The following is a 16,890-nucleotide window of genomic DNA, read 5'->3' on the forward strand; positions in this document are numbered from 1 at the left end:
GAACGTTATCAGTTTCGCAGCGCTGATCCGTGCGCATTCTGACGAACCGGCGCCGCAAAATACTGCCGGATATTTCAATCAGACCTGACCGTTGCACCGGATTGATACAACTTCGGATTGGACATGTGGTCATACAAGCCTACTGTTCAAAACAGGAGGTGACGTATGAAACCAGTACCCAACAGCTTTGAACGTAAAATCATGCTCAGGTCGCCGCGCTCCCATGTCTGGCGCGCCCTGGTCGATGCCGAAGCGTTCGGCCAGTGGTTCGGCGTTGCGCTGGAGGGCCGGCGGTTTATCGCCGGCGAATGGACGCAGGGGCAGGTCACATACCCCGGTTATGAACATGTGCTCTGGAACGTGCTGGTGGAGCGGGTCGAGCCGCAGCAACTGTTCTCCTTCCGCTGGCATCCCTATGCGGTAAATCCGAAAATCGACTACTCGCAGGAACCGACCACCCTGGTCAGATTCGAACTGCAGGACTACGAGAACGGCACGCTGCTGAAAGTCTCCGAGTCAGGTTTTGCACACATTCCCGACGTGCGTCAGAAAGAGGCGTACTACATGGACAGTCGGGGCTGGGAGGAACAGTTGAGTCGGCTGGAGCGCTTCCTCGCGGAGAGCGACCGGGCCCGTGAGCGTGAAGGTGGCTGATCCCGACCTGTTTACGCCGTGGCTTGAACGCTGGGCGCTGGCGCCGGACGGCGAGCCGATCATCACCCCGGGCAGCCGCCTGTTGCCGGTGCGTCAGGACGATACTCCGGCGATGCTGAAAGTCGCGGTGGACGACGAAGAAAAATACGGCAACCTGCTGATGACCTGGTGGGACGGCGACGGCGCCGCCCGGGTGCTCGCCCATCACGACGAAGGCCTGTTGCTGGAGCGGGCGATGGGCCAGCGCTCGCTGATGCACATGGCGCTCAACGGCGAGGACGACGAGTCCACGCGGATCATGTGCCGAGCGCTGGCGCGCCTACACGCACCGCGACCAACGCCGCCACCGCCGTTAGTGGAACTGACGCCTTGGTTCGCTTCATTACGAGTGGCCGCAGCCCGATACGGCGGCCCATATGCCGATTGCCTGCAAACCGCCCAGGCCTTGCTTGCCGAACCGCAGGATGTGGTGGTGTTGCACGGCGACATGCACCACGACAACGTCCTCGATTTCGGCCCACGGGGCTGGCTGGCCATCGACCCCAAGCGGGTGCAGGGCGAGCGCGGTTATGACTATGCCAACCTGATCTGCAACCCGGAATTGCCCACCGCCACCGACCCCGAGCGCTTTCGGAGACAAGTCGACGTGATCTGCGAAGCAGCGGGAATCGAGCGAAAACGCCTGCTGCAATGGGTACTGGCGTTCGCCGGACTGTCTGCCGCATGGTTTCTGGAGGATGACGAGCAAACTGCGGCAAAAGGGCAGCTGAAAGTCGCGCAGCTGGCGGCTTCTGCGCTCGATGCCTGACACGTCTAAGGGTTTTCGGAAGGCCCGCTATAGCGAATGTCTTACACGCGATGGTAGCTATTTCGACTATTGCCGATTGGATCCACAGCGTAATCTAGCCTCATCAACTGAAGCACAGGGAGTGTTTCAGGATCACGGATGATCGACCATTAGCAAGGATCGCTGCCGACAGGGAGTCGATAATGGTCTTGGGAAAAACCCGCTTCGGCGGGTTTTTTTTCGTCCACAGGAAAGTGCCGTGCCCAAACAGAAACACCGCCAATTGGCGGTGTTTCTGCATCTGCAGGTTTTACGAGGCGATCAACTGGCGCAACACGTAATGCAGGATCCCGCCGGACTTGAAGTACTCCACCTCGTTCAGGGTGTCGATGCGACACAGCACTTCGATTTTCTCCTGACGCCCGTCTTCACGGGTGATAACCAGGGTCAGGTTCATCCGTGGCGTCAACTCGACACCGCTCAGCCCCTGAATATCCAGGGTTTCCTTGCCGGTAAGGTTCAGGCTTTTGCGGTTCTGATCCAGCTTGAACTGCAACGGCAGCACGCCCATGCCCACCAGGTTGGAACGGTGAATCCGCTCGAAGCTTTCGGCGATCACCGCTTTCACCCCCAGCAGATTGGTGCCCTTGGCCGCCCAGTCGCGGCTGGAACCGGTGCCGTATTCTTGCCCGGCAATCACCACCAGCGGCGTGCCTGAGGCCTGATAACGCATGGCCGCGTCGTAGATCGCCAGTTTCTCGCCGGTCGGAATGTAGATCGTGTTGCCACCTTCTTCGCCGCCGAGCATTTCGTTGCGGATACGGATGTTGGCGAAGGTGCCGCGCATCATCACTTCGTGGTTGCCCCGGCGCGAACCGTAGGAGTTGAAGTCCCGTGGCTCGACGCCTTGTTCGCGCAGGTAACGCCCGGCCGGGCTGTCTGCCTTGATGTTGCCGGCGGGGGAGATGTGGTCGGTGGTCACCGAATCGCCCAACAGCGCCAGCACTCGCGCACCTTTCACATCGGCGATCACCGGCAATGGCCCGGCAATGTCGTCGAAGAACGGCGGGTGCTGGATGTAAGTCGAATCCGCCTGCCAGACGTAGGTCGCGGCTTGCGGCACTTCGATGGCTTGCCACTGTTCGTCACCGGCGAACACTTCGGCGTATTCCTTGTGGAACATTGCGGTGTTGACCTGATTCACCGCGTCGGCGATTTCCTTGCTGCTCGGCCAGATGTCACGCAGGTAAACCGGATTGCCCTGCTGGTCATTGCCCAGCGGTTCGCTGCTGATGTCGGTGCGCACACTGCCCGCCAAGGCGTAAGCGACCACCAGCGGCGGCGAGGCCAGCCAGTTGGTTTTTACCAGCGGATGCACCCGACCTTCGAAGTTGCGGTTGCCGGACAGCACCGAAGCCACGGTCAGGTCGGCTTTCTGAATGGCTTTTTCGATCGGTTCCGGCAGCGGCCCGGAGTTGCCGATGCAAGTGGTGCAGCCGTAACCGACCAGCGAAAAACCGAGCTGATCGAGGTACTGAGTCAATCCGGCGGCCTTGTAGTAATCGGTGACGACTTTCGAACCCGGTGCCAGTGAGCTCTTCACCCACGGCTTGCGGGTCAGGCCCTTTTCCACGGCTTTTTTCGCCAGCAGGCCGGCGGCCATCATCACGCTGGGGTTGGAGGTGTTGGTGCAGGAGGTGATCGCGGCAATCACCACGGCGCCGTTTTTCAGGCGATAGGTGTGGCCGTCGTACTCGTAGTCCGTTTCGCCGACCAGATCGGCATTGCCCACCGCCACGCCACCGCCGCCTTCGCTTTCCAGGCGTCCTTCTTCCTTGCTGGTAGGTTTGAATTGCAAGTCGAGGAAGTCACTGAACGCCTGGCCGACATTCGGCAGCGAGACACGGTCTTGCGGACGTTTAGGCCCGGCGAGGCTGGCTTCGACGCTGCCCATGTCCAGCGCCAGGCTATCGGTGAACACCGGTTCCTGACCGGGCAGGCGCCACAGGCCCTGAGCCTTGGTGTAGGCCTCGACCAGTTTCACCACTTCAGGCGGACGGCCGGACAGGCGCAGGTAGTCGAGGGTCACGTCATCGACCGGGAAGAATCCGCAGGTCGCGCCATATTCCGGAGCCATGTTCGCGATGGTTGCGCGGTCGGCGAGCGGCAGGTCGGCGAGGCCGTCGCCATAGAACTCGACGAATTTGCCGACCACGCCTTTCTTGCGCAGCATCTGGGTCACGGTCAGCACCAGGTCGGTGGCGGTGATGCCTTCCTTGAGCTTGCCGGTGAGTTTGAAGCCGATCACTTCGGGAATCAGCATCGACACCGGTTGCCCGAGCATCGCCGCTTCCGCCTCGATCCCGCCGACGCCCCAACCGAGTACGCCGAGGCCGTTGATCATGGTGGTGTGAGAGTCGGTGCCGACCAGCGTGTCGGGGAAGGCATAAGTGCGGCCGTCTTCGTCCTTGGTCCATACGGTGCGGCCGAGGTATTCGAGGTTGACCTGGTGGCAGATCCCGGTGCCCGGCGGCACCACGCTGAAATTGTCGAACGCACTCTGGCCCCAGCGCAGGAAGGCGTAGCGTTCGCCGTTGCGCTGCATTTCGATGTCGACGTTCTGTTCGAAGGCGCTGGCACTGGCGAATTTGTCGACCATCACCGAGTGGTCGATCACCAGATCCACCGGCGACAGCGGGTTGATTCGTTGCGGATCACCGCCGGCCTTGGCCATAGCGGCGCGCATCGCGGCCAGATCGACCACGGCGGGAACGCCGGTAAAGTCCTGCATCAGCACGCGGGCAGGGCGGTACTGGATTTCGCGATCGGAGCGGCGCTCCTTGAGCCACGCGGCAATGGCCTTGAGGTCGGCGCCGGTGACGGTTTTTTCATCCTCCCAGCGCAGCAGGTTTTCCAGCAGGACTTTCAGCGACATCGGCAACCTGTCGAGATCGCCCAGGCTTTTGGCAGCATCCGGCAGGCTGAAATAGTGGTAAGTCTTGTCATCGACTTTGAGGGTTTTCAGAGAATTCAGACTATCGAGGGACGGCATTACGATCACTCCTTTGAATCCGCACGGCTACGGATTGAGGGGACGGGCAGAGCTATCAACGTAGCCCTGTTTTCAGTAGCTGGCTAATAACTGGACTCTATGGACAGAACCAAGGTTCCGACATGGGCTATCATGCGCCGGTTTTCGTGACAGGCTTTGCTTCAATGCAGGGTCTGGGCATCGCGCAGGGGATGAATGATCGCCCTCTGCCCAGGAGTAAGAATGAACACCCTATTCATGCATTGCCGGCCAGGCTTCGAAGGCGAAGTCTGTTCGGAGATTTCCGACCTCGCCGCCCAACTCAACGTGGCCGGCTATGCCAAGGCCAAACCGGCCACCGCTTGCGCCGAGTTCGTCTGCACCGAAGAAGACGGTGCCGAGCGCCTGATGCGCGGTCAGCGTTTCGCCGAGCTGATCTTCCCGCGCCAGTGGGCGCGCGGGTTTTTCATCGATCTGCCGGAAACCGACCGCATCAGCGTGATCCTCGCGCACATGGCTGAATTCCCGGTGTGTGGCAGCCTGTGGCTGGAAGTCGTCGACACCAACGATGGCAAGGAGCTGTCGAACTTCTGCAAGAAGTTCGAAGGCCCGCTGCGCAAGGCCCTGACCGGCGCCGGCAAACTGGTGGAGGACGCCAGCAAGCCGCGTCTGCTGCTGACCTTCAAGAGCGGCCGTGAAGTGTTTCTAGGTCTGGCCGATGCCGGTAACTCGGCGATGTGGCCGATGGGCATTCCACGTCTGAAGTTCCCTCGTGAGGCGCCGAGCCGTTCGACCCTGAAGCTGGAAGAGGCCTGGCACCACTTCATCCCGCGCGATCAGTGGGAAGATCGCCTGCACAGCGACATGACCGGCGTCGACCTCGGCGCGGCGCCGGGCGGCTGGACCTGGCAACTGGTCAATCGCGGCATGCTGGTGACCGCCATCGACAACGGCCCGATGGCCGAAAGCCTGATGGACACCGGTCTGGTGCAGCACTTGATGGCCGACGGTTTTACCTTCAAACCTAAGCAACCGGTGGACTGGATGGTCTGCGACATCGTCGAGAAGCCGGCGCGCAATGCCGCGATGCTCGAAGAGTGGATCGGCGAGGGGCATTGCCGGGAAGCGGTGGTCAACCTCAAGTTGCCGATGAAGCAGCGTTACGCTGAAGTGAAGCGCCTGCTCGAACGCATCGCCGACGGTTTCAAGGCCCGCGGGATCAAGGTCGACATCGGCTGCAAGCAGCTTTACCACGACCGCGAGGAAGTGACCTGCCATTTGCGCCGCCATGACGTGAAGAAAACCAAAGCCCGCTGAGCGCGCGACAGGTGACCGAACACCCGGCATTGGGCGACAATGCCGGCCAGTTTCAGGAGTGAATCATGAGTGAAATGATCAATACGCCGGTCGACGGCACCCTCGACGCTACGGGCCTCAACTGCCCGGAGCCGGTGATGATGCTGCACCAGCACATCCGTGACCTGGTGCCCGGCGGCCTGCTCAAGGTGATCGCCACCGACCCGTCGACCCGTCGCGACATCCCCAAGTTCTGCGTGTTTCTCGACCATGAACTGGTGGGGCAGCACGAAGAAGCCGGGACCTATCTGTACTGGATTCGCAAGAAGTCCGGTTGATCGGAAGGCAAAAAAAAGACCTGCATGTGCAGGTCTTTTTTTATGGCCGGTCAGCCCATCGAACGGCTGATGCGAATGCGTTTGCGTGCACTGCGCGTCAGGCGGATCGACAGCATCAGCGCCGCGCAGCTCAGGCCGACGATCAGGCCTTCCCACAAGCCGCTCGGGCCGCGTGGCTCGCCGAGCCAGTCGGTCAGGCCGAGGGCGTAACCTACCGGCAGGCCGATGCCCCAATAGGCGAACAGGGTCAGGATCATCGTCACGCGAGTGTCCTGATATCCGCGCAACGCACCGGCGGCAGTAACCTGAATCGCGTCGGAAAACTGGAACAGCGCCGAATACACGATCAGCATCGCCGCGATGTGAATCACCATCGGATCCGACGTGTAGATCGCCGCAATGTGTTCGCGCATCAGCAGCATCATGCTCGCCGACAGGCAGGCGTAGGCCAGCGCGGTGCCCATGCCGACACCTGCGGCGAAACGTGCTTCACGGGGTTCTTCACGGCCCAGAGCCTGGCCGACGCGCACGGTCACGGCCATGCCCAGCGAATACGGAATCATGAACACCAGCGAGCTGACGTTCAGCGCGATCTGGTGCCCGGCCACCACGGTGGCGCCGAGGCTGCCGATCAGCAGCGCGATCACCGCGAAAATGCTCGACTCGGCAAACACCGCGATGCCGATCGGCAGACCGATGGCCAGCAAACGCTTGATCACCGCCCATTGCGGCCAGTCGAAACGGCTGAACAGTTCGCTCGACTTGTAGGCCGGCGCCCAGCGCTCGTAACCGGCCAGACCCAGCGCCATCACCCACATCACGATGGCCGTGGCCCAGCCGCAACCGACGCCGCCCATGGCCGGAACGCCGAAGTGACCATAAATGAACACGTAGTTGAGCGGAATGTTCAGCGCCAGCCCACACAGGCCCAGCACCATCGCCGGCCGCGTGCGGCCGAGGCCATCACTGGTGCAGCGCAGCACATGGTAGAAAGCAACGGCTGGCAGACCGCTGGCGATGCCGTGCAGGTACTGCATGCACGGGCCGATCAGCTCCGGATCGACTTTCATCAGGTGCAGGATCGGTTCCGCGCTGAACAGCATGGTGGTCGCCATCAGTCCGACTACCAGAGCCAGCCACAGGGCCTGACGCACGATCGGGCCGATTTCGCTGTGAGTGCCGGCGCCGAAGCGCTGAGCGACTTTCGGCGTGGTGGCCAACAGGGTGCCGGTCATCAGCAGGAACACCGGCACCCAGATCGAGTTGCCCAGCGCCACGGCCGCGAGATCCTTCGGCCCGACGCGCCCGGCCATCACCGCATCGACGAAGCCCATGGCGGTGGTCGCCAGTTGCGCGATCATGATCGGCAGGGCCAGGCCGAGCAGATTCTTCAGCTCCAGGCGAACCCGGGCAGGGCGGTTGAGGGGAACGGCAGCGGGGCGGTCAGTCACGGAATTCACAGGCAAAGCGTCCACAGGGGTTGATGCGCAAGGCCGGGCATTCTACGCCGCTGACGTTGTGGTCAGGAAAAATCCTCTGTTGCGGATTTGTAATCGCCTTCGACCGATCAAGAAAGAACAGCCTGCTGGCTCATCGCAGTCCCAGCGCCTACACTGCCGATCCGCCCAAGGAGCCCCGCCATGCTGATTGTTGCCGACGAAAATATCCCGCTGCTCGATGCCTTTTTTGCCGGTTTCGGTGAGATTCGCCGGGTACCGGGCCGTTCCATCGACCGGGCCACGGTCGAACAGGCCGATGTATTGCTGGTGCGCTCGGTGACCAACGTCAACCGCGCACTGCTTGAAGGCAGCAAGGTGCGTTTTGTCGGCACCTGCACCATCGGCACCGATCATCTGGATCTCGATTACTTCAATGAGGCCGGGATCACCTGGTCCAGCGCGCCCGGCTGCAATGCCCGGGGCGTGGTTGATTACGTACTCGGCAGTCTGATGACCCTGGCTGAAATCGAAGGTGTCGATTTGCGTGAGCGCACTTACGGTGTGATCGGCGCCGGTGAGGTCGGCGGTCGCCTGATCAAGGTGCTCAAAGGCCTGGGCTGGAACGTGAAAGTCTGTGACCCGCCGCGTCAGGCGGCCGAGGGCGGCGACTATGTCAGCCTGGAGCACGTCATCGCGCAGTGCGACGTGATCAGCCTGCACACCCCGCTGACCCGCAGCGGTGACGGTGCGACCTGGCATTTGTTCGACGAGCAGCGTTTGCAGCAGCTCAAGCCCGGCGCCTGGTTGATCAACGCGGCTCGCGGTCCGGTGGTGGATAACACCGCGTTGCGCGAAGTGCTGCTGGAGCGTGAAGACTTGCAAGCGGTGCTCGATGTCTGGGAGGCCGAGCCGCAAGTCGATGTCGCGCTGGCCGAACTCTGCGTGCTGGCAACGCCGCACATTGCCGGTTACAGCCTCGACGGCAAACAGCGCGGCACCGCGCAGATCTATCAGGCGTACTGCGAATTTATCGGTGAGCCCGCCAGCATTCAGCTCGGTGATCTGCTGCCGGCACCATGGTTGTCGGAAGTTTCCCTGCATGCCGACAGCGATCCGGCCTGGGCGCTGGCGATGTTGTGCCGTGGCGTGTACGACCCGCGCCGGGACGATGCGGATTTCCGTCGCACGCTGCTGGGCAGCGTCGGTGAGCAACGTGCCGCGTTTGATTTGCTGCGCAAACAGTATCCGTCGCGACGCGAGATCGAAGGTTTGAAAGTGCGGATCGACGGTGATTCGCCGGCCTTGCGCCAGATCGTGACTGCGTTGGGCGCTGTGGCCGTATAAACAGCGGGCAGAAAAAACCCGGCCTGCAGGGGCCGGGTCAGGAAGACGGTGGCGATATCACTCTTGTTCGGCAGGCTTGACCAATCGCTTCTCCAGTTCGCGGCAGGCGTCCTGGATCATGTCTTCAGTGATTGGCACTTCGCGCCCATCCTTATCGATGATCGAGCAACCCAGAGGTTGGCCGGGCTTGGTGCGGATCACTTCAATTTTGTCATCGCTGCTGTTTTGCAAGGACATGGCCTGTCTCCTCATCAGGTTGTGTGCCTAGATTAAAACCGTCAGGTGACCAGGCTGTGACAACTCCCTGCGGTCGGTCCGGAACGGCATCTCCACTCAAACAGAAATGACCGTCTGTCTCAACCCGGACCTTAGACCAATAGCATCTAGGGAGTAGTCGGACCGGTCATATTTAACCTGACTCATTGTGATTTACAGAGTTCCACCCCATTTGAGTCTGTAGGCTGGCCCTATCCATCAGCACACGACGTGAATCTGAATGATCCCGATGCTTTCCTCGCGCCACCGCCGGGCCTTGCGCCTGACCAGTCATTTCCTTGCTCCCTATCGCTGGCCGGCCTTCGGCGCACTGCTCGCGCTGATCGTCACGGCCGGCATTACCCTGTCGATGGGGCAGGGCATCAAGTTGCTGGTCGATCAAGGCTTCATGACCCAGTCGCCGCACCTGCTCAATCAATCCATAGGCCTGTTCATGCTTTTGGTATTCGGCTTGGCGGTCGGCACGTTTGCGCGGTTTTATCTGGTGTCGTGGATCGGTGAGCGCGTGGTGGCGGACATCCGTCGACAGGTATTCAACCATCTGGTGTACCTGCATCCCGGGTTTTACGAGGACAACCGCAGTTCGGAAATCCAGTCGCGGCTGACCGCTGACACCACGCTGCTGCAATCGGTGATCGGCTCGTCGCTGTCGCTGTTCCTGCGCAATTTGCTGATGGTCATCGGCGGTGTGGTGCTGCTGTTCATCACCAACCCCAAGCTCACCAGCATCGTGGTGATCGCACTGCCGCTGGTGATTGCGCCGATCCTGATTTTCGGCCGCCGCGTGCGTAACCTCTCCCGGCTGAGTCAGGACCGGATCGCCGACATTGGCAGCTATGTTTCGGAGACTCTTGGCCAGATCAAGACCGTACAGGCCTACAACCATCAGGTGCAGGATGAAGAGCGTTTCGCCAGTACTGTCGAGCAGGCGTTCGAAACCGCGCGCAAACGGATTTTCCAGCGGGCCTGGCTGATCACCCTGGTGATCGTGCTGGTGCTCGGCGCCGTCGCGGTGATGTTGTGGGTCGGCGGCATGGACGTAATTGCGGGGCGGATTTCTGCGGGTGAACTGGCGGCGTTCGTGTTCTACAGCCTGATCGTCGGCAGTGCGTTTGGCACGTTGAGTGAGGTCATCGGTGAATTGCAGCGAGCAGCCGGCGCTGCCGAGCGCATCGCCGAACTGCTGCGTTCGGAGAACATCATCCAGCCACCGACCACGGGATTGGTGACTCTTCCGGAACGGGTCAAAGGCGAGCTGGAACTGCAGGAAGTGCGTTTTTCCTACCCTTCGCGTCCCGAAAGCCTCGCCGTCGATGGCTTGAGTCTGACGATCAACGCCGGCGAAACCCTCGCGCTCGTAGGACCGTCCGGCGCGGGCAAGTCCACGGTGTATGACTTGTTGCTGCGTTTCTACGATCCCCGGGAAGGGCAAATCCTTATTGATGGCGTGCCGCTGACGAGCCTTGATCCGCTGGACCTACGTCGTTGCTTCGCGCTGGTCTCGCAAACTCCGGCGCTGTTTTTCGGCAGTGTCGAAGAGAACATTCGCTACGGCTGCCCGACCGCCACGCTGGAGCAGGTGCGGGAAGCTGCGAAAATTGCCCACGCCCACGACTTCATCGAACAGATGCCCGACGGTTACCAGACCCACCTGGGCGACGGCGGCCTCGGCCTGTCAGGCGGCCAACGCCAGCGCCTGGCCATCGCCCGGGCGCTGTTGGTGGATGCACCGATCCTGTTGCTTGACGAAGCCACCAGCGCCCTCGACGCCCAGAGCGAACACCTGATCCAGCAAGCGCTGCCGAGCCTGATGCAAAACCGCACCACACTGGTGATCGCCCACCGGTTGGCCACGGTGAAAAACGCCGACCGGATCGCGGTGATGGATCAGGGCAAACTGGTGGCGATTGGTACGCATCAGGAGCTGATTGCGAGCAATCCGCTCTATGCGCGGCTGGCGGCGTTGCAGTTCAGTGATGGTCATCAGGCTTTGACCGACCAAGTAACCGACTAAGTAACCGACCTAGTAGAGCGCCATAAAAAATGCCCGCATCTCTTGATGCGGGCATTTTTGTTTACATCGATCTATCGGCGATACGCGCCCCGATCACTGATCGTCGAAATACCGCTCATGCCAGTCCACCAGCGGCTGTGGCGAGTTGAGTTTCTGGCCGTAGATCACCGAATAGGACAACACATTCTGTACGTACTGGCGGGTTTCGTCGAACGGGATGCTTTCCACCCACACGTCGAAGCTCAGGTGGTCTGCGCCGCGCAGCCATTGGCGCACGCGGCCGGGGCCGGCGTTGTAGGCGGCGGAGGCGAGCACGCGGTTGCCGTTGAACTGGCTGTGCACCTGGCTCAGATAGGCGGCGCCGAGCTGGATGTTTTTATCCGGATCCAGCACTTGCTGCGGCGAGGCCAACGGAATGCTGAACTTGCGCGCGGTTTCCTTGGCGGTGCCGGGCATCAGTTGCATCAGGCCGCTGGCGCCGACGCTGGAGCGGGCGTCGTCCATGAACGCACTTTCCTGGCGGGTGATGGCGAACACCCAGCTCGAATGCAGGCCGCGCACCTTGGCTTCGCGTACCAGAGTGTCGCGGTGAGCCATCGGGAAGCGGATGTCCAGATCATCCCAGTACTGCGCCTGACTGATGGTGCGGATAGCCGGGAAGTACCATTTCAGGTCGTAGGCCAGTTTTGCCTGGGCGACCATCTCGTCGCGGTTGAAATGCCGGCTGACGTGATACCACTCGCGGCGACCGTCGACGATCTGCCCACGGGCGTGGAACTCCAGTGCACGACGTACGCCAGGGGTGTTGCGCACTTTGTTGATCAGCGTCTGACTGAGCACCAGCGGCTTGTTGTTCAGCGAGTACGGCGATTGCGAGCGGTCGGCGGCGAGGAAGCCGTAGAAATCCCGCTCCCGCGATAGATTTTTGTACAGCGTCTGCGCTTCCGGGTTTTGCGGTTGTGCCAGTTCCAGACTGCGGGCCTGCCAGTAGCGCCAGCGGTTGGTGGTCGCCAGATCCTGCGGCAGACGGCGGGTCAGTTGATAGGCGTCGTCCCAGCGCGCCAGGCGCAGCAGCAGTCGCAGGCGCCATTCGGACACGGTGTTGTCGCGCAGTTCCGGGTCGTACTTGGTCATCACATCCAGCGCGCGGCTGTCGAAACGCCGAGCGAGGGTCAGGCCGATTTCCCGGGCGATCGCGACTTTTTCATCGCGGGAGAAATGCATGCTGCTGGCATAACCGTCGAGCAGGGACATGGCCTTGTCCGGATCCTGACGCGCGAGGCGGCGCAGACCGAGGCTGACCACGTCCGACATCGGTTCATCGGCCGGCGTGAAACGCGACGGCTGATTGAGCAGTTCCGGTTTCTGCGCCACGTCCACCAGCAGGCGACCGCGCGGGGCGAGGGTGGTCAGGCCGTTGACCAGGCTGTTGGCCAGTGGGTAGTTGCGGTGCTGGGCGGCGAGTTTGGCGCGTTCCCAGCGTTTCTGTTCGGTCAACTGACCTTCGGCGGCCCACATGCCGAACAGCGCATCGCAGGCGGCGGGCTGGGATTTGCCGGTCAGCCAAAGCTTCTCGGCATTGGCGTAGCCCTCGGCCTTCTTGTTGTGGCTGATCTGGTACTGCGCGTTCAGGCAGTCGAGTTCGGTGAAATTCAGCTTGGGGTCGTAATACTTGACGAACGTCGCCCAGTCGCCGCGATCGGCCAGCCAGCGCAGCCAACGCAACTTCATCCAGTTGGCCTGGGGCAGGTCACCGTGTTCGGCGAGGAATTTTTCGATCTCCGCGTTGCTGGCGGTTTTCAGCCGGGCGGTCAGCTCGTCGTAAGCCAGGTATGGTTCCAGCGGATAATCGGCGAGGGCCTGGCTGTAACGGAAATACGGGCCGGTGTCGCCCTTGGCCAGGGCGCGCTTGGCTTCATCGTAATACTGGCGTTGGGTGGACAGGTCCACCGCCTGGGCGGATTGAACGGCAGCGGCGGAAAGCAGCAAACATGACAAAACACTGAAGAGGCGACTGCGCATGAGACATCCGGGCAGAGAAATCATGACAAGTGCCGGCCCAAAACCCGCACTGAATTGTCTGTAGCTTAGCCTTTTGCCAGCAGGCGGCGAAAGCTTTGCCGGCCTTGCAGCACAAGTTCGCAACAATTGTTGTGCAGAGTGCGTCAGCGGCGAAATTGCCGGCCTGCTCGGGCCCCGATTCAGGTAGAATGCGCGCCCGGTTTTTGGAGAAGCTCATGACCCTGCTCAAATTCAGCGATGTGTCCCTTGCATTCGGCGCGATGCCGTTGTTGGACAAGGTGTCCTGGCAGATCGCCCGTGGTGAGCGGGTGTGCATCATCGGCCGCAACGGCACTGGCAAATCCAGCATGATGAAACTGGTCAAGGGCGACCAGAAGCCTGATGACGGCTCGGTGTGGCGTGCCCCCGGTCTGAAAATCGGTGAATTGCCACAGGAATTGCCGGTGGCCGACGAGCGGACAGTGTTCGACGTGGTTGCCGAAGGCCTCGACGGCGTCGGCGCCTTGCTCGCCGAATACCATCACCTGAGCCAGAACATCGTCACCGATGCCGATCTGGACAAGCTGATGCACGTTCAGCACGACCTCGAAGCCCGCGATGGCTGGCGCTTGCAGACCCTGGTCGACAGCACCCTGAGCCGCCTGCAATTGCCGGCCGACAAGACCCTCGCCGAACTGTCCGGCGGCTGGCGTCGTCGTGTGCTGCTGGCGCAGGCGCTGGTGTCCGAGCCGGATCTGCTGCTGCTCGACGAACCGACCAACCACCTAGACATCGGTGCGATTGCCTGGCTTGAAGAAGCGCTGAAGGATTTCCAGGGCGCCGTGCTGTTCATCACGCACGACCGTTCCTTCCTGCAAAACCTTGCCACCCGCATCCTCGAACTGGATCGGGGTGGCCTGATCGACTGGAACGGCGACTACGCCAGTTTCCTCGTTCATAAAGAAGCCGCACTGGCGGCCGAAGAAACCGCCAACGCGCTGTTCGACAAGCGTCTGGCCCAGGAAGAAGTGTGGATTCGCCAGGGCATCAAGGCCCGCCGCACCCGTAACGAAGGCCGCGTACGTGCGCTGAAAGCATTGCGCGTGGAGCGCAGCGAGCGTCGTGAGCGCACCGGCAAGGCCAACATCCAGCTGGAAACAGCGGAGAAGTCCGGCAAGCAGGTGATGGTGCTGGATAACGTGAGCTTCGCGCATCCGGGCGGCCCGTTCCTGATCCGCGACTTCTCCATGGTGTTGCAACGCGGCGACCGGATCGGCCTGCTCGGCGCCAACGGTACCGGCAAGACCACCCTGCTGAAACTGATGCTCAGCGGTCTGCAACCGACCAGCGGCAAAGTGGAAGAGGGCACCAAGATCGACGTGGCCTACTTCGACCAGTTGCGTCATCAGCTGGATCTGGAAAAGACCGTGATCGACAACGTCGCCGAAGGTCGCGACTTCATCGATATCGACGGCCAGAGCCGCCACGTGCTGAGCTACCTCGGCGACTTCCTGTTCAGCCCGCAGCGTGCCCGCACGCCGGTGAAGGCGTTGTCCGGTGGCGAGCGTGCGCGTCTGTTGCTGGCCAAATTGTTCAGCAAGCCGGCGAACCTGCTGGTACTCGACGAACCCACCAACGACCTCGACGTGGAAACCCTCGAGCTGCTCGAAGAAGTGCTGCTGACCTTCAACGGCACTGTGCTGATGGTCAGCCACGACCGGGCATTCCTCGACAACGTGGTCACCAGCACCCTGGTATTCGAAGGTGAAGGCAAGGTTCGCGAATACGTCGGTGGCTATCAGGACTGGATCCGTCAGGGCGGTTCGCCGCGACTGCTGGGCGTGACCGAAAGCAAATCCGGCAAGGCCGACCTGAATTCGGCGGTGGTCACTGCCGAACCGGCTCCGGTCGCTGCGCCGGTTGCTGCGGCCCCGGCTGCGAAGAAGAAGTTGAGCTACAAGCTTCAGCGCGAGCTGGAAGCGCTGCCGGGCGACATCGACGCTAAAGAACAGCAGATTGCTGCTGTCGAGGCTGAAATGGCCGAGGCCGGCTTCTATCAGCGTCCGCCGGCCGAGACGGCCAAGGTGATCGCTTCTCTGGAGCAGTTGCAGGCCGAGCTGGATGCACTGGTGGAGCGTTGGGCCGAGCTGGACGCCTGATTGTTTCAAGGCATGAAAAAGCCCGGCGTCCAGTGATGGGCGTCGGGCTTTTTTAGCTTTTCACAAGTGCCTGGGATCAGCGCTTGACCAGATGCACCGCCAGCACATCGCAAGGTGCGCCGTGCAGCACGTCGTTGGCGGTCGAGCCCAGCAACAGCGCCAGACCATGCCGGCCATGGCTGCCGACCACGATCAGGTCGCATTGCTGTTCCTTGGCGAAATGGTGGATTTCCTGACGCGGCTGGCCGTAGGTCAGGTGGCAGTTGGCGCCTTCGAGCTCGGTGTACTTGTGCTTCAGGCGTTCAAGGCGTTCCTTGGCCTGATCGAATTGCTGTTGTTGCAGTTGTGACAGATCCATCGGTACGTCACCGCCGAAGGCCATGGCCATCGGTTCGACGATATGCACCAGCGACAGCTTGGCGCCATTGCTCACCGACAGCTCTCGGGCGCGGTGGATCACAGGGTCGCACTCTTCGGTCAGATCTACGGCGACCAGGATATGGTGGTAGGGCATGAGGTGCTCCTCGTGAGGGATCAATATTGTTAAGTATGGCTGGTTTCAAGCGCATTGGTTCCAAAGTGACGCAATGGGCTCATGACAAAACGGGAGTAGAGATATGACGGTCTGGCTGGTGGTGTCAATCCTGCTGGTGGTGTTGAGTCCGCTGGCGTGGTTGCGTCCGTCACGTGCACAGAGTGGCCGGATAGCCTTGCGCACCGAGGCCCGGCGCATCGGTCTGGCCATGCAGCTGGCGCCTCAGGAGTGGCCGCACTGGATGTCTCAGGAGCCGCCAAACCCGTGCGCGCAATACCATCGGCCACGCCGTGGCAAGCAGCCGGCGTGCTGGACGTATTGGCAGAAATCCCCGGGGGTTTGGGTGAATCAATGGCAGGAAGTTTGTGAGGATCCACTGCTGCTGAATCATTTCGAGAAATTGCCGGGCAACGTTTTCAAAGTCGAGGCGGACAAGCAGATGATCGCTCTCTATTGGGGCGAGAAGGGCGATGCGTCGGTTTTGCTGGAGATTGATGCCACGCTGAAAGCGCTGGCATGACTTGCGGACTTTTCGCGCTGCAACGGTGCGAAACGTCCGGCAGACGCGCAATAAAAAGCCCGACATGATTCATCGGGCGGGGTTGGCCAGGCAGGCCGGAAATTCTTTTTGGCGTTGAACCGACGTCATCCGGTCAGCAAATCTGCGCCTGTTTTCCTTCGTAGTCCAGCCAGCGTAGCCTGTTAAACAAGGCTTGCGGCGAATTAGGGCGACTTTTCTAACTATTAATCTTATGAATGCCCTCACATGCAAGCGTGTGTGGCCGGGCTGCGTCCTACAGAAATGACCGCAAAGTCGAATTTCAACCCGTATTTAGGGCGATTGACAATTGTCGGAAATTCCGTGAAGGTGGCGTACCCAAATCAAACGGGCGTATGAATTGAGCGTTTGTATTGCAGACTGCTCCTACAGAATCCCGACTATCGCGTTGGCGGGTGTGCCGGGTGGATGAGTGTCAGCATCGACGAAAAAACGTCCTGCCGAGCCATTTGCCTGC

The 16,890-nt window shown here is 61.1% G+C and carries 13 protein-coding genes; 8 read left to right on the forward strand and 5 right to left on the reverse strand.

All coding sequences use genetic code 11. The features are described from left to right. The first annotated feature begins 165 nt into the window (after positions 1–165). Together AC07XZ_RS25305 and AC07XZ_RS25310 are read left to right on the forward strand one after the other, a co-directional pair. Complete coding sequence (locus tag AC07XZ_RS25305) at positions 166–654, forward strand: SRPBCC family protein (protein WP_102688094.1); 489 nt, start codon at positions 166–168, stop codon at positions 652–654. Continuing rightward, the gene (locus AC07XZ_RS25310; RefSeq protein ID WP_085748365.1) at positions 647–1,462 is read left to right on the forward strand and encodes an aminoglycoside phosphotransferase family protein; all 816 of its coding nucleotides are present in this window, start codon (positions 647–649) and stop codon (positions 1,460–1,462) included. Before AC07XZ_RS25305 ends, AC07XZ_RS25310 begins: the two co-directional genes overlap by 8 nt. A 289-nt stretch (positions 1,463–1,751) precedes the next feature. Here AC07XZ_RS25310 and acnA read toward each other — a convergent pair whose 3' ends face one another. Next, complete coding sequence (acnA, locus tag AC07XZ_RS25315) at positions 1,752–4,493, reverse strand: aconitate hydratase AcnA (protein WP_102688095.1); 2,742 nt, start codon at positions 4,491–4,493, stop codon at positions 1,752–1,754. Positions 4,494–4,715: 222 nt separating this feature from the next. Between acnA and rlmM the strand changes: the two genes are divergently transcribed. Together rlmM and tusA are read left to right on the forward strand one after the other, a co-directional pair. Next, positions 4,716–5,789 carry a 23S rRNA (cytidine(2498)-2'-O)-methyltransferase RlmM gene (gene rlmM / locus AC07XZ_RS25320; RefSeq protein ID WP_102688096.1) on the forward strand — a complete coding sequence of 358 codons (1,074 nt, stop codon included), beginning with the start codon at positions 4,716–4,718 and terminating at the stop codon, positions 5,787–5,789. Between the two features lie 65 nt (positions 5,790–5,854). After that, positions 5,855–6,106, forward strand: coding sequence for a sulfurtransferase TusA (gene tusA / locus AC07XZ_RS25325; protein ID WP_011335204.1), 252 nt, complete (start codon positions 5,855–5,857; stop codon positions 6,104–6,106). 50 nt (positions 6,107–6,156) lie between these two features. Here tusA and AC07XZ_RS25330 read toward each other — a convergent pair whose 3' ends face one another. Beyond that, on the reverse strand, positions 6,157–7,566 hold the full coding sequence (locus tag AC07XZ_RS25330; protein WP_102688097.1) for an MATE family efflux transporter: 1,410 nt from the start codon (positions 7,564–7,566) through the stop codon (positions 6,157–6,159). A 180-nt stretch (positions 7,567–7,746) separates the two neighbouring features. Here AC07XZ_RS25330 and pdxB point away from each other — a divergent pair, with 180 nt between their 5' ends. Continuing rightward, the gene (gene pdxB / locus AC07XZ_RS25335; RefSeq protein WP_102688098.1) at positions 7,747–8,889 is read left to right on the forward strand and encodes a 4-phosphoerythronate dehydrogenase PdxB; all 1,143 of its coding nucleotides are present in this window, start codon (positions 7,747–7,749) and stop codon (positions 8,887–8,889) included. A gap of 57 nt (positions 8,890–8,946) precedes the next feature. Here pdxB and AC07XZ_RS25340 read toward each other — a convergent pair whose 3' ends face one another. After that, a complete protein-coding gene (locus AC07XZ_RS25340) occupies positions 8,947–9,126 on the reverse strand; it encodes a PA1571 family protein (protein ID WP_102688099.1) in 180 nt (59 codons plus the stop codon). 259 nt (positions 9,127–9,385) lie between these two features. Here AC07XZ_RS25340 and AC07XZ_RS25345 point away from each other — a divergent pair, with 259 nt between their 5' ends. Further along, positions 9,386–11,179: an ABC transporter transmembrane domain-containing protein gene (locus AC07XZ_RS25345; RefSeq protein ID WP_173892809.1), complete on the forward strand. Its 1,794-nt coding sequence runs from the start codon at positions 9,386–9,388 to the stop codon at positions 11,177–11,179. Positions 11,180–11,272: 93 nt separating this feature from the next. Here the strand turns inward: AC07XZ_RS25345 and AC07XZ_RS25350 are convergent, their stop codons facing one another. Then, positions 11,273–13,201, reverse strand: coding sequence for a transglycosylase SLT domain-containing protein (locus tag AC07XZ_RS25350; RefSeq protein WP_102688101.1), 1,929 nt, complete (start codon positions 13,199–13,201; stop codon positions 11,273–11,275). A 215-nt stretch (positions 13,202–13,416) separates the two neighbouring features. Between AC07XZ_RS25350 and AC07XZ_RS25355 the strand changes: the two genes are divergently transcribed. After that, positions 13,417–15,339: an ATP-binding cassette domain-containing protein gene (locus tag AC07XZ_RS25355; protein ID WP_011335198.1), complete on the forward strand. Its 1,923-nt coding sequence runs from the start codon at positions 13,417–13,419 to the stop codon at positions 15,337–15,339. A gap of 76 nt (positions 15,340–15,415) precedes the next feature. On the opposite strand, the gene AC07XZ_RS25360 is transcribed toward AC07XZ_RS25355, so the two are convergent. Next, positions 15,416–15,853, reverse strand: a complete 438-nt coding sequence (locus AC07XZ_RS25360; protein WP_011335197.1) for a universal stress protein — start codon at positions 15,851–15,853, stop codon at positions 15,416–15,418. Positions 15,854–15,956: 103 nt separating this feature from the next. On the opposite strand from AC07XZ_RS25360, the gene AC07XZ_RS25365 reads away from it, so the two are divergent. After that, entirely contained in the window at positions 15,957–16,394 is a 438-nt protein-coding gene (locus AC07XZ_RS25365) for a hypothetical protein (RefSeq protein ID WP_102688103.1), read from the forward strand. The last annotated feature ends 496 nt before the right edge of the window (positions 16,395–16,890 follow it).

The sequence above is a fragment of the Pseudomonas sp. GW458-11-26-14-LB4 genome (genome assembly GCF_059423925.1).